This window comes from Salinivibrio sp. IB643 (assembly GCF_001996105.1).
In the GTDB taxonomy this organism is placed as follows: domain Bacteria; phylum Pseudomonadota; class Gammaproteobacteria; order Enterobacterales; family Vibrionaceae; genus Salinivibrio; species Salinivibrio costicola.
Genome location: NZ_MUFF01000011.1, coordinates 24,597 through 37,758, shown reverse-complemented (window position 1 = coordinate 37,758; position 13,162 = coordinate 24,597). Strand labels below are relative to the sequence as shown.

Here is a 13,162-nt window from a genome sequence, read left to right as displayed (position 1 = left end):
ACGAATCTAGTGCACCGCCAAACTGGCCATGGCGGCGGCCCTATCTTTAAACTGGATTTTTCCCACACAGCATTGACCCAGCTGCGCATAGTGCGCTTGGATACGTTCCACGAGCTGAACAAGCGGCATGGTTTGCCCGCTTGGCTGCCAGTGCAGACCACCGTTTTGGCTTAGCCAGCAAACGCCTTGGCTATCCACCAGCCGATCGTCTTCCGTGATCACGTTTTCACTCAGTGCTTCAAGCGACGCCAGATCGGAGGCAAACGAGAGTTCGTCATCGCCGTGCCAAATCAGGAGCGCTGGATAGTCAAGAAACGCATTCATTGCTTGGGCTTAAACATCGCCAAATTGAGTTCAATAGACGGACCCATCCAACCAACATGGTCAGTATGATCAATGTAGTCATCGCCCGTCACGCCATGCAAAAACACGGTTAAATCACCCCGATGCGCCTCAAGCCACGCCATCACCTCATCGAACGCAGTGTTGTCAAAGGCGATCTGAAAACTCCACTTGGGGTGTGGGCCGACGCATTTGCGATGAAAACGGCCAAGGTCAATAGGCAGTGACGATGCAGCGACCGCTTGATAGATAACATCCGCCTGCGCTTCGGTGTCGGCTTCGTAGTAGACATGGGCGTGGTAAGCCTGGTGAACATTGGCAAAAGAGTGATTAGAAGACATAAGCATCATTTGATTGAATACAATGGAATTGAGAATAGTTTACGTGAAACCAAGGGAAAGAAATAGTGACGAACGGTGTGGCTATTCAATCACGACGTTGATCAACACAGCATCACGTCATGATAATAAGAAAAAGCGGCCGAAGCCGCTTACAAAGGAAACCACTATTTCGTTACGGTTACTTAGTTCACTACTGAACTATCAATGTTTCCTGCATTGAGTGAACCCGCAGCACCAAACTCAACCGCCTGGCCGATCATTTCAGCGTGCACGGCTTGCTCAGCAACTGCCTCCGATTGCGGGAAGATAAAGGTGCTATGGCTCGCATTGTCCCCTTTAAAGGTGACAAAAGAACTGCTTCCTGCCTGTACAGGCGAGCCCGTATCCACTGCTTCGCTAGGCACTTTACCAAGGAATTTTCTCGCTAATGGCTCAGAGCCAGCGAAATTATCAACAACGCCCGGAACCGTATAGGCGACGTCGTTCGGTACCGTGTCATCCCCATCGACTTGTTGCATATAAATCGGCGTGGTGCTTCCATCAATAAAGGTTGCATTCGTATAGGGATCGACGGTATCGAGTAGCGTCTGTGCGGCATAATTAAATTGCTGCACCACACCATTCACTTCCGCTTGTGCGCTCTCTGAGCCGTTTGCCTCAAAAGTTTTGTAGCAGATAACATTATTTTCTGCGCTATTATCGAGCGTACAATTGTTACCGGCAAAGGTCTGATAAGCGGTACTGCCTTTAAAAGCAACACTGTGCTTAATCAAAGGGCCAAACGAGTCCGACCCGAGCAGCAAGTTAGCAATTTGCCCCCCAGAGTTCGCCACGCTCAATGCAGAGAATTTATAAAGTGCATCGACTTCGTTGCTGTTTGCACGGTTAGACGCCGAAAACGCAGTAGTACCAACAATACCGCCCAGCGAATGACCTAACAAGCGTGGTGCCGAAGTAGCAAAAGACGATATCGTCGCTAATGGCGGCCCCGCGAATCCTCCCGCCAATTCGGTGCGGGTCAAAGCTGCGCGCACACCCATTAGATCCAGCGCACTCTGACGTACATTGTCACGCGCCACGGCTAGGTTATTGAGGTTCAAGTACGCTGTCACATCGACATTGGCAGAGCGTTCAGCATCCAAACTACGCTGACCATGGAGCGGTAAATCAATCGCCATCACCGCTTGGCCTGCATTGGTAAAGTTAGGCGCAAAGAAGTACGCATTTTCTTTTGCCGAGCCAATGCCGTGCTGATAAACCGTTAGTTTGGTATTACTATCAACCGTTGCTGGGGTAAACAGCAAGAAGGGCACCTCTTGCACCGATTTAATCTGCGGCACAGGGCTGTAACGGGTAATAATGCGCTCAGGGTCTAATTGACTGCCGTTGGCTTTAGTCAAGGTCACCCCAGCCAATTTGAAGAGCTCTTCGGTAATTAACGCCTTATCATCTCCACTTAGTGCCTCTATATCGACACCGGCGTCAGTCAACTGAGCGGTGATGGTCGCTTTTTGCTCAGGGTCTTGCAGGGCATTCAACACCTTCGCCAAGCTGGGGGTGGCCGACTCAAACGGTTGGCTATTCCAGTTGCTATCGGTTTCCAAATAGTAAGGAAGCTTTATGGTGCCTTTGCTCACCTCAACATTGACGCCGTTAAACGTTGTCTTGAGCGTCCCCTTAATATTATTGGCATCATTAGGATCAAAGTACTGGGTAAACTGGGCATCAGCGTCCAATGCCGTGTCATAGTCCTGAGTACTGGTAATATCGATGGTGTAGGCATCCGATAAATCGGCATTATTAGGGTTGGCACCAGCCTCCCATACTTCATCAAGGTTCCCTTGAGCCGAAGTCAAGGCTTTCGCCGTCGCTAGCTTGGTGTAGTTTAAGCTGTCACCCACCGATTGGGTGGAGAACCAGGTGGAGTAGACGATTTTGGTCGGATCAACACCTTCTGCGTCAGCGACCAATTTTTCAACTCCCTGAATCACGGCTGCCGGTTGCTCCAATGGTGTATCTGTATATGCATTACTCGCTGACTTTAATCCTGCATAGCTTGCTGAGGTACCGACGGGATTGTCATTTATATCGGTCAGCTCATCGGTAATCACCACAATGTACTCACTGCCCGGCGCTAAGTCGCTAGTGGGTAATATCGTCAGTGTGTCTGTCGCCGCACTGGTGATAGCATTGAAATCGCTACCGAGCGTTAGCACCTTTTCTGGCAGCGGATTCTCCCCAGTCAGCGATTCAGTTAGCTTCACCAGATAGACACCGCCAGAGACAGAACCATCAGCTAACCCTGCACCTTTAAAGTTAAACACCAGCGGCATGGTGGTCGACCAACCATCCATGGTATTCATCGCCGCACGCGGATTACTTAATGTGCTGTCACTGCCAGTGGGTAAATTTAAAGTGCCGTCGTTTGGGTTCATTAATAAAAAGGTGGGCACCGGGACAGATTGACTCTCCCCACGCAACGTAAAATCAATTTTAGTGTCGCGTTCGAGTAAAGCTTGCACACCAGCATTGAAATCCGGCTGAGTCGAGCTGGACGTCTCATCCCCACAGCCTGCCAATAAAAGCGCAGCAGCCACTATCGATAACGAAAAAGAATGCTTTAACATGAATGGGCTCCCATTTTAAAAGGTATAGTTGAGTTGCACTGCGCTTAAATACGCATCGCCTTTCGATGAAATATCTACAGGACCGCTGCCTTTGCTCGTCTCTGTAAAATTCCCATCACGGCTTCTAATCCAGGTGATCGCCGCATCAATGGTTAAGTCGGCATTGTATTGGTAAGTAAAACCGGTGGAGTACCAATAACGGTCCGAGTCGGGAATACTCAAGGTCGCTTTACCCGCTTTTTCATCAAAGGCGACCCCTGCGCGACCTGTCCACGCATCATTAAACTGATAGGTACCGCCGAGTGAAAGGCGTACGTTATCTTTATATTGCTCATCTTTATAAAAGCATTGATTCGGTGTACCGTCGTTACACTGACTGGACGTTGCTTTTAGCTCTTTAAATGCCCGCCAGCCCGTGCGTTTCCAGCTGTAATGCATGGCAAAGTCATCGGTTAACTGATGAAACCCTGATACTTCATAAATTTCCGGTAAGTCGAGCTCTAGATCACCCTTCCCCTTCGACGGTGAAGAGATCCCTGTGTCAAAAGTATTGAGATCACCGTCTTCAAATTCAAGTGCCACCTCAGAGCGGTAGCCAAATCCAATGCGATGATCATCATTAAAGTGATAAGTGGTGCCGACATTAAAGCCATAGCCAACTGCATCGCCTTTTAACGACAATAAAGTGTCGCTACGGCTACCCCCGAAGATGTTAGGATCAGCTGTGCCACCTTTAAATCGGGTGAGCTCTGCTTTGGCGTAGACCAAGCTTAACCCTGCGCCGATACTCCAATGGTCGTTCACTTGATAAGCAAGTGCAGGGTTTAGGTTCGTGGTCAGCAAGTCCGTTTCCCCGGCAATATCACCAACCTTCAGATCGTTGGGATATTCGGTTGCCACGCCATAGGTGGTATATAAGCCAACACCCCATGACCATTTATCGGTTTGCGGTGATACATAATAAAACGCAGGCACCACTTTCACTGGTGCAACGTCTTTGGCTTCTTCGTTATTGGTTTTATCTTTGATTCGAATATGGGGATCAACAATATGAATCGCACCGGAAACTTGGCGCTTTTCTAATAACATCATATTGGCGGGGTTGCGGGCGAGAGTGGATGCGTTATCAGCAATGGCGGCTTCGCCAGAATAAGCACGTCCAAGGCCAGTTGCTGAATGTTCAGCGACCTGAAACCCTGCCCCATGAGCTTGAGTCGCGGCGATGATGCCAACCGCAATCGTTGAGAGCTGCTTCTTGTTCACTAGTCGGACCTCCGAGGTCTCTTGTTTAGTATGAGATTTGAATGTTATTTACGTGTAAACAAATTGTCAAATTATTGAATTACCTAGAACAATGACAAGGCTGGGGATTTTAGGGCGTGGATCACAAAGTAAAAGTGGTTATTAATTGGTAAGACCAGCATGCTTAAATTGCACATTATCGACGCATATATCGCCTAAAACCCCATCAATTTTCGGTATTTTCAAGGCGTAAATAAGCGTAGACTCAACGGCAGAAGGATAAAGTTCGATAACACAATGACCAAGGAGTCATCATGATTCAGCAAGGACAACCTCTACCCAGCGCTACACTCAGCGAACTCACCGCTGAAGGAATGCAAACCCACGACATCCCTGCCCTTTTCGCCAACAAAAAGGTTGTGCTATTCGCGGTGCCGGGGGCCTTTACCCCAACTTGTTCAGAGTCGCACTTACCGGGTTTTGTGGTGAAAGCGGATGAGATTAAAGCAAAAGGCGTCGATATGATTGCCTGCGTATCGGTTAACGATGCCTTTGTGATGCAGGCTTGGGGCGAGGCACAAAATGCCAATCAGATTCATATGCTGGCCGACGGTGATGCGAGCTTTACCAAAGCGCTAGGACTAGAAATGGATTCAGGTAAGTTTGGCGGCGTTCGCTCACAGCGCTATGCCATGATCATTGAAAATGGCACCGTCACCCAGCTTAATGTTGAGCCGCCGAAAAGCTTTGACGTTTCCAGTGCTGAGGCCGTACTCAAGCAGCTATAGGTTTGCCAGATGTTAGGCGATAACTCGCCCAATTGACGGCATGAACGTGATTTAATAAGCGGTGACGGGATGACGTCACCGCTTTTTTATTACACTGACTTTTCACTCACGTTACGACGCAGTACATACTTTTGTACTTTTCCTGTCGAGGTTTTCGGGAGTGTTGTAAAGATCACTTTTTTAGGCGATTTGAAGTGGGCTATTTGGTCACGACAGAAGGCGATGACGTCTTCTTCGGTTAACGCAGATGCCTCGGTGGTTTTTACAAACGCACAGGGAACCTCACCCCATTTTTCATCGGGCATCGCTATCACCGCCACTTCATCAATCTCGGAGTGACGATACAAGACATCTTCAATTTCAATGCTGGAAATATTCTCTCCACCACTAATAATGATATCTTTCAGTCTATCTTTAATTTCGATGTAATTATCGGCATGCCACACCGCTAAATCGCCCGTTCTAAACCAGCCGTTACTCATGGCGTCTTCCGTCGCGCTCGGATTCTTTAGGTAGCCTTTCATCACGATATTACCGCGAACAAAAATCTCACCCAGCGTGCCACCATCTTTTGCAACCGGTTTAAACGTCACCGGATCGGCAACCATCAGTCCGCCTTGCATGGGGGCGCGCACGCCTTGACGCGCCTTCATCCGCGCTTTTTCTTGTTGAGAGAGGTGATCCCAATGATGCTGCCAATCACACACCACGCAAGGACCGTAGGTTTCAGTCAAGCCATAAACATGGGTGACGGCAATGCCCATCGCTTCCATGCCCTCAATCACAGACGCTGGAGGTGCCGCCCCTGCGGTCATGACCTTGATGGTATGGTTAATGCCGGATTTTAACTCAGCATCAGCACTGTTAATCATATTGAGGACAATCGGCGCCCCGCAGAAATGAGTGACTTTGTGGGTTTTTATCGCATCAAAGATAGGCTCGGCCCGCACATGCCGTAGGCTGACACTGACCCCCGCCGTTGCAGCCACCGTCCATGGGAAACACCAACCATTACAGTGGAACATGGGTAGCGTCCAAAGATAGACAGGATGCGCATCCATATTCCAAGACAACACATTACTCACCGCATTCAGATGGGCGCCACGATGATGATAGACCACCCCTTTGGGGTTGCCGGTGGTCCCTGAGGTGTAATTGAGAGAGATGGCTTGCCATTCATCGTCTGGCAATGCGTACTGATAATCGCCATCCCCTTTTACTAAAAAGGTTTCGTAGGTAGTTTCACTGATGCATTCGCCATGCGGATACAAGGGATCATCAATCGCAATCACTAACGGACGGTGTTTAATCATCTTTAACGCCCGCTTAGCCACTTCCGTCATTTCCTTGTCGACGATAAACACTTTGCTTTCCGCGTGTTCGAGGATAAAGGCGACGGTTTCCGCTTCTAACCGGGTATTAATGGTATTGAGTACGGCACCTGTCATCGGCACACTAAAATGCAACTCAAAGACTTCAGGCAGATTGGGAGCCATCACCGATACCGTATCACCTAGCCCAATGCCGGCTTGAGTCAATGCCGAGGCAAATTGACGACATCGCTGATCCACTTGCTGCCAACTCCAACATAAATGGCCATGAACGCTGGCCGGATAATCTGGATAGACGCTGGCGGCCCGCTCAAGGAAAGAAAGCGGGCTCAGTGTTTGATAATTGGCTGGACTTTTGTCCAAGCCAAGCTCATAGATGTTACTGGCTGACATAACGCACTCCTTGCTGACTTTGTCTAGATAACTAGATCACGTTAGCATGTCATCGCGCATGCGCTATTCAACTTAAGTCGATATGGCGGCGACAACACAAAAAGGCCCAGCCAATCCTCGTAGGCTACTCCTATCAAAATTCTTATTTCTTTGCGTTCACCGCACTCACACCTTGCCAATCTTCTAACTCTTGTTCGGGGTGCTCGGTTCTAAATTGCTGATACAGCGCAATGCCCAGCGGATCTTCTAGCACATCGACCGTCATGCCTTTCTCTTGCAGCATCGTCTCGTTACCGCTTGCACTGGTCACATTCCCTACCACCACTCGCGCGAAACCACGCATAAAGATTAATGTGGCGCAAACGTCGCAAGGACTTAAACTGGTAAATAAGGTCGTTTGGCTAAAATCGATTCGCCCGGCGTCACGCATTGCAGCTGTTTCGCCATGATTATAAGGATGGTTTTCTTGCACCAGCGTGTTGTGTCCCTTACCCACAATTTGGCGCGTGTGATTATCAATAATCACCGCGCCAATGGGACAGCCGCCTTCTTGTGCACTTTTTTCTGCAAGGCGTACCGCGATCCTCATAAAATCAGTATCTGTTAACTTAGTGCAAAAATGAGCGTCCATCAGTACAGGTAGACTAAGCGTCGGCATATGGGCAATCGCACGCAATGTCGCTTCATCCACGTTGCTATTTGCGTTGAGTAGCATCCGCTTTCTCCTCATTCGTTTGGTTTATGACTCTAGCCTGAACAGCTCCACAAAATCATCAATTTACTCCCAACCAATGAACCAAACAGTGATATGGTTTGTACTATTTAACTTAACGTATCGTTGTAAGGTAAACCGACCTTTATCGTCTGCGTTTTTATGTGCTGACTAAGGTCGGTGATGGATTTTTTTCAGGGACTTTTTATGACAAAGCGTTTAATTCTGATGTTAGTCGCGTGTGCGCTCGTATTTGGTGGGATTTTTGCCTACAAAATGGTAGGTGATCATTTTATGAATCAATTTTTTGACAATATGCCTGCCCCGACGGCGACTGTCACAGCCACCACAGTGTCGACGCACCCATGGCGTGAACAACAAACTACTATTGGTAGTTTTGCCGCGATTAATGAAACTCAGTTGACCACCGAAGCAAACGGCATTGTCGATGATATTTTCTTTGATAATGCGACCCCAGTAAAAAAAGGGCAACGGCTGCTGACACTCGATGCCAGTGTTGATCAAGCAGAGTTGCGCCGACTCGAATCTGTAGCTGAACYAGCACAATTAGAGATGCGACGTTACCAACGCCTTTACAGAGACAAAAACGTATCAGAGTCGGAACTCAAACGTAAAGAAAGTGAGGCTAAACAAGCAAATGCAGCAGTTGATAGCCAACAAGCGCGCATTGCACAAAAGTCGCTAACCGCCCCTTTCGATGGCATTATTGGCATTCGTAAAGTCAGTCTTGGTCAATTAATTGCCCCAGGTTCAGTGGTCGCAACCCTGACCTCAGTGAATCCGATTCATCTTAATTTTACCCTGCCCGAGCAACAGCTTAGTACCCTGCAAGATGGCCAAACAGTCTCAGCAACTATCACGGCGCGACCTGAACAAACGTTTACTGGCACAGTCACCGCTATTTCTCCTGTCGTTACCCAATCGAGCCGCAGTGTCGACATTCAGGCCACCTTTGACAATCCAGACGCCATTTTACGCTCGGGCATGTTTGCACGCGTGAGTCTTGATCAAGGTGAAGAAACGCAAAATGTCTTACTGGCGCCACAAACCGCGATTCAATTTAACCCCTATGGCAACGCCGTTTTCGTGATCCAAGAACATGATGATGCACTGAGGGTGCAACAGCGTTTTGTTCAAACCGGCGCACGCCGCGGTGACATGATTGTGATAGAGGATGGCCTGGAAAGCGGCGATCGCATCGTGACTTCCGGACTGCTCAAGCTGCGCAACGGCAGTAACGTGACGATCAGTGATAATCCGCGTGTTCAGCCCAGCGAAGATCTTGATCCCAACGTTGTGAATCAATAGGAGCTATTCGATGCGATTTACCGACGTATTTATCAAGAAACCCGTGTTGGCGTCCGTCGTTAGCCTGTTCATTATCTTGCTAGGTTTACGCGCCATTACCGACATGAATGTGCGCCAGTTCCCGGAAATTAAGAATGCGGTGATCAGCGTGTCGACCACCTATATCGGGGCCGATGCTGATTTGATTCAAGGCTTTATCACCACACCGCTGGAGCGTGAAATTGCCGCATCAGAAGGGATTGATTACTTGGTTTCGACGTCGACGGCAGGCGTCAGCACTATCGAGGCCTATTTGCGTCTTGATTACGACCCTAATGAAGCACTCACGCAAATTGCTGCACAGGTCAACAAGGTACGGTCTGAGCTGCCTGAAGATGCGCGTGAACCCGTGGTCACCTTGCAAGTCGGTGAAACTGTGGCGGCGATGTATCTCGCCTTTTACTCTGAGGTACTCAGTGATAACCAAATTACCGACTACTTGGCGCGTGTGGTTGAGCCGCAACTTTCTACGATTCCCGGCGTACAACGCGCCAATGTACTCGGTGCTAGCAGCTTTGCGATGCGGGTTTGGCTCGATTCGGTCAAGCTCGCTGCATACGATCTTACCGGCACGGATGTCGTTGCTGCACTGCGCAATAATAATGTTCTGGCAACGCTTGGACGCACCAAAGGCCAAGATGTCGCGATAGATTTAAACGCTGCCACAGACATTCATGACGTCAGACAATTTGAAGATCTGGTGATCAGCAGCGATGGCCAATCGGTAGTACGTTTAGAGGATGTCGCGACGGTTGAATTAGGTGCAGAAAGTTATCAAACGTCCGTTAACTTTAACGGATTAGACGCCACCTTTATCGGCATTGAAGTGTCCCCGGATGCCAATGCCCTTGATGTTATTGAATCAGTCAATGAGGTTTGGGACGCGGATATTATCCCCCAACTACCGCAAGGCTTATCAGCCTATATCGCTTATGATTCCACCGAGTATATTGATAATGCCATTGATGAAGTGGTGATATCGATTATTCTCGCCCTAGCGATCGTGGTCTTCGTTATTTATGGCTTTTTAGGATCATTGCGCTCGGTGATTATTCCGGCGGTCGCCATTCCGGTGTCATTAATCGGCACCTTCTTCTTGATGTTTCTATTAGGCTTTTCCATCAACCTGCTCACCTTGTTGGCAATGGTTCTCGCGATTGGCGTGGTGGTCGATGATGCGATTATCATGCTGGAGAATGTCCACCGCCATATTGAAGAAGGAAAGAGTCGAACAGAGGCCGCTATTGAGGGGGCGCGTGAGCTAGCTTGGCCGATTATTACCATGTCGACGACCCTAGTAGCGGTATTCTTGCCCATTGGCTTTGTCGGGGGGTTAACCGGTGTCTTGTTTGTCGAATTTGCGTTTACCCTCGCCGCCTCGGTGATTTTGTCGGGAGTGGTCGCACTAACACTTTCACCGATGATGTGTGCCTATGTACTCAAACCTTATCAAGCCGATAAAGCGGCGAAAGAGAATTCTCTTGAACATTGGTTAGATAAACAATTTGATCGTTTATACCGTCGCTATAAACGTACCCTACATAGTTTGCTAAATACTAACGGCGTTGTGCTTACTTTTGGCGCAATTGTGTTGGTATCCTGCTACTTTTTGTTTATCACCAGTCCCTCTGAATTAGAACCGGCAGAGGATCAAGGGTTCGTCTTCTCTATTTTGGAGGCCGATAGCCAAACCACACTGGACGCGCTATCTGCCAGCACAGACGAGTTAAACCGGCTCATTGATGATGTGCCAGAAATTGATAATGTCTTTATTATTAATGGATCAGGCGGCACCAATAATGCCATCGCTGGTATTGTGCTTGCCCCTTGGGATGAGCGTGAGCGCAGTACCCAAGCCATCTTAGAAAACGAGATTCAGCCCTTTATGGAGAGCCAGCCAGGCTTAAGTAGCTTTGCATTGGTGCCACCTTCATTACCGTCTCCAGGCGGAGGGACTCCGGTCGAGTTTATTATTGGCTCAACCCAGCCTTATGAAGCCATCAATGAAGTCGCTAATAATATCGTTGGTAAAGCGATGCAAAGTGGGCGATTTATCTTTGTGGATACCGATCTAAGTATCGACCGTCCAAAGCAAACGGTCAACATCGACCGTGAAAAGGCCGCCTTGATGGGTGTGAGCATGCAACAGCTCGCGGCCGACATGGGCTCACTGTTATCCGGCGCCGACGCTGGACGGTTTTCACTGGATAACCGCTCATACCGTGTAATCCCACAAGTCGCGCGTAGTGAGCGTCTTACGCCAGATCAACTGCGTCAGTTTTATACCCGCAACCAAGAAGGTGAGCTGATCCAACTTTCGACCTTAGTGACCTTGGAAGAAAGCGTTCAGCCACAAGCGCTGCGAGGCTTTCAACAACTCAATGCGGTTAAAATCTCGGGCGTCCCACGTCCAGGTGTCCCCTTAGGCGAGGCGCTAGGTGTATTACAAGAGATCGCCGCGACCGAATTACCGGCTGGATTCAGTGTCGATTATGCAGGGCAATCGCGGCAATTTATGAGCGAAGGCCAACAACTGGTGGTCACCTTCTTCTTTGCCCTGGTGGTGATTTTCTTAATCTTGGCGGCGCAGTTTGAGTCGTTTAAAAACGCGATCATTATTTTGGTCACGGTCCCCATGAGTGTGTGTGGGGCGTTGATATTTATCAGCCTTGGTTTTACCACGCTGAATATCTATACCCAAGTCGGTTTGCTCACCTTGGTGGGGCTAATTGCTAAACATGGTATCTTAATCGTCGAGTTCGCCAATCAGTTACAGCAAGATGGGCGCACGAAACGCGAGGCGATTGAAGAAGCGACAGCGATCCGTTTACGCCCTATCTTGATGACAACGGCCGCGACGGTTCTCGCCATGATCCCGCTCTTGATTGCCTCAGGAGCCGGTGCAGGCGCGCGTTTTGCCATGGGGTTAGTGATTGCTAGTGGGATGACATTGGGCACCTTGTTTACCCTGTTCGTGGTACCCGCGATGTACTTGTTCTTAGCCAAAGCGATTACGCCGACGCCAACTGAACATATGGTGTCAACGGAAACAAACCACGACGCCTAACCTTCCCACATCAGGCCACAGCGCAAAACACTGTGGCCTGATTTTATTATCCAACAAACCGCGCGAGCACGAACTCCACCAGCAACCGCACTCGCAGCGGCACGTGCTCCCGATCGCGATACAACAAAAACAGCGTTCGTGCTTGGCTCCGCCATGATGGCAACACCCGTTGTAGCGCTCCTTGTTCAATCAACGGTAATGCGGAGTAGTCAGGAATGTAGCCCATCCCAAAGCCTGCCTGCACGGCATGGGTCAGCATTTGAATTTCGTCAACTTCAGCCCGAATACCCGTCGTGGCTTGATAGTCATAAGCCTCACCGGTTGTGTCGTGCTCTAGCTGCCAAACGGTCATTGGGTGACAAAGCACGACAGGTTTGCCCACCAGCTCTTTTGGTGATTGAAGCTGACCATAATCACTACCTGGACTCGCGCAGACAATAAAGTGAATATCGGTTAATGGCCGTGCGATCCAATCTTCCACGACCGGATTACCGACCCGAAACACCACATCCATTCCTTCGCCTTCAATATCAACCAGTGTGTTAGAAAAACTCAGATCAAGCTGAATCTCTGGGTAGGCGCGCATAAAATCAAACAAAACAGCGCGTAAAAACTGTTTACCGGCATTAATAGGGGCGCTAACACGGATCTTACCTTTAGGATGCTGCTTTTCGCTCAAGAGTTCATCACTGACCGCATTCAGCTCATCAAAAAGACTCGCAGCGCGTTCGAAATAGCGATGACCCGTTTGCGTAAGCGAGATACGATGGGCATCACGATTGAGTAACCGCAAGGCCAGATCCTGCTCAAGTTGACGAATTCGCCGGCTTAAGGTCGATTGAGGCATCGATAGCTGTTGCGCTGCGGCTTTAAAGCTGCCTAACTGGGCAACAGTACAAAAGTAACGCAAATCGTCTAGCGAATAGTTAAGTTTCATTATTGGCATTTACC

General features: G+C 49.1%; 10 protein-coding genes. 3 read left to right on the top strand and 7 right to left on the bottom strand.

What is annotated here, in order from left to right:
- Positions 1 to 6 precede the first annotated feature (6 nt).
- The 4 genes from BZG77_RS07125 to BZG77_RS07110 form a co-directional block, all read right to left on the bottom strand.
- Complete coding sequence (locus BZG77_RS07125; RefSeq protein ID WP_077646717.1) at positions 7 to 324, bottom strand: DUF4144 family protein; 318 nt, start codon at positions 322 to 324, stop codon at positions 7 to 9.
- Positions 321 to 683, bottom strand: a complete 363-nt coding sequence (locus tag BZG77_RS07120) for a DOPA 4,5-dioxygenase family protein (protein WP_077646716.1) — start codon at positions 681 to 683, stop codon at positions 321 to 323. Before BZG77_RS07120 ends, BZG77_RS07125 begins: the two co-directional genes overlap by 4 nt.
- Positions 684 to 865: 182 nt before the next feature.
- Positions 866 to 3,310, bottom strand: coding sequence for a VolA/Pla-1 family phospholipase (locus BZG77_RS07115; RefSeq protein ID WP_077646715.1), 2,445 nt, complete (start codon positions 3,308 to 3,310; stop codon positions 866 to 868).
- Between the two features lie 15 nt (positions 3,311 to 3,325).
- Positions 3,326 to 4,573, bottom strand: coding sequence for an outer membrane protein transport protein (locus BZG77_RS07110; protein ID WP_077646714.1), 1,248 nt, complete (start codon positions 4,571 to 4,573; stop codon positions 3,326 to 3,328).
- Between the two features lie 293 nt (positions 4,574 to 4,866).
- Between BZG77_RS07110 and BZG77_RS07105 the strand changes: the two genes are divergently transcribed.
- Positions 4,867 to 5,340, top strand: coding sequence for a peroxiredoxin (locus tag BZG77_RS07105; protein ID WP_077646713.1), 474 nt, complete (start codon positions 4,867 to 4,869; stop codon positions 5,338 to 5,340).
- An 89-nt stretch (positions 5,341 to 5,429) separates the two neighbouring features.
- Here BZG77_RS07105 and BZG77_RS07100 read toward each other — a convergent pair whose 3' ends face one another.
- Together BZG77_RS07100 and BZG77_RS07095 are read right to left on the bottom strand one after the other, a co-directional pair.
- Positions 5,430 to 7,064, bottom strand: a complete 1,635-nt coding sequence (locus BZG77_RS07100; RefSeq protein ID WP_077646712.1) for an acyl-CoA synthetase — start codon at positions 7,062 to 7,064, stop codon at positions 5,430 to 5,432.
- Between the two features lie 142 nt (positions 7,065 to 7,206).
- Positions 7,207 to 7,779 (bottom strand): nucleoside deaminase, encoded by a 573-nt coding sequence (locus tag BZG77_RS07095; RefSeq protein WP_108743958.1) that lies wholly within the window; start codon positions 7,777 to 7,779, stop codon positions 7,207 to 7,209.
- Between the two features lie 204 nt (positions 7,780 to 7,983).
- On the opposite strand from BZG77_RS07095, the gene BZG77_RS07090 reads away from it, so the two are divergent.
- Both BZG77_RS07090 and BZG77_RS07085 read left to right on the top strand, forming a co-directional pair.
- Complete coding sequence (locus BZG77_RS07090; protein ID WP_077646710.1) at positions 7,984 to 9,105, top strand: efflux RND transporter periplasmic adaptor subunit; 1,122 nt, start codon at positions 7,984 to 7,986, stop codon at positions 9,103 to 9,105.
- Positions 9,106 to 9,115: 10 nt separating this feature from the next.
- Complete coding sequence (locus tag BZG77_RS07085) at positions 9,116 to 12,211, top strand: efflux RND transporter permease subunit (RefSeq protein WP_077646709.1); 3,096 nt, start codon at positions 9,116 to 9,118, stop codon at positions 12,209 to 12,211.
- A 46-nt stretch (positions 12,212 to 12,257) separates the two neighbouring features.
- Here the strand turns inward: BZG77_RS07085 and BZG77_RS07080 are convergent, their stop codons facing one another.
- Complete coding sequence (locus tag BZG77_RS07080; protein WP_077646708.1) at positions 12,258 to 13,148, bottom strand: LysR family transcriptional regulator; 891 nt, start codon at positions 13,146 to 13,148, stop codon at positions 12,258 to 12,260.
- Positions 13,149 to 13,162: the final 14 nt, after the last annotated feature.

Excerpts from the sequence above, each read along its gene's own strand:
- BZG77_RS07125 (WP_077646717.1), bottom strand. The coding sequence starts at position 324 with ATGAATGCGTTTCTTGACTATCCAGCGCTCCTGATTTGGCACGGCGAT.
- BZG77_RS07120 (WP_077646716.1), bottom strand. The coding sequence starts at position 683 with ATGTCTTCTAATCACTCTTTTGCCAATGTTCACCAGGCTTACCACGCC.
- BZG77_RS07115 (WP_077646715.1), bottom strand. The coding sequence starts at position 3,310 with ATGTTAAAGCATTCTTTTTCGTTATCGATAGTGGCTGCTGCGCTTTTA.
- BZG77_RS07105 (WP_077646713.1), top strand. The coding sequence starts at position 4,867 with ATGATTCAGCAAGGACAACCTCTACCCAGCGCTACACTCAGCGAACTC.
- BZG77_RS07100 (WP_077646712.1), bottom strand. The coding sequence starts at position 7,064 with ATGTCAGCCAGTAACATCTATGAGCTTGGCTTGGACAAAAGTCCAGCC.
- BZG77_RS07095 (WP_108743958.1), bottom strand. The coding sequence starts at position 7,779 with ATGCTACTCAACGCAAATAGCAACGTGGATGAAGCGACATTGCGTGCG.
- BZG77_RS07085 (WP_077646709.1), top strand. The coding sequence starts at position 9,116 with ATGCGATTTACCGACGTATTTATCAAGAAACCCGTGTTGGCGTCCGTC.
- BZG77_RS07080 (WP_077646708.1), bottom strand. The coding sequence starts at position 13,148 with ATGAAACTTAACTATTCGCTAGACGATTTGCGTTACTTTTGTACTGTT.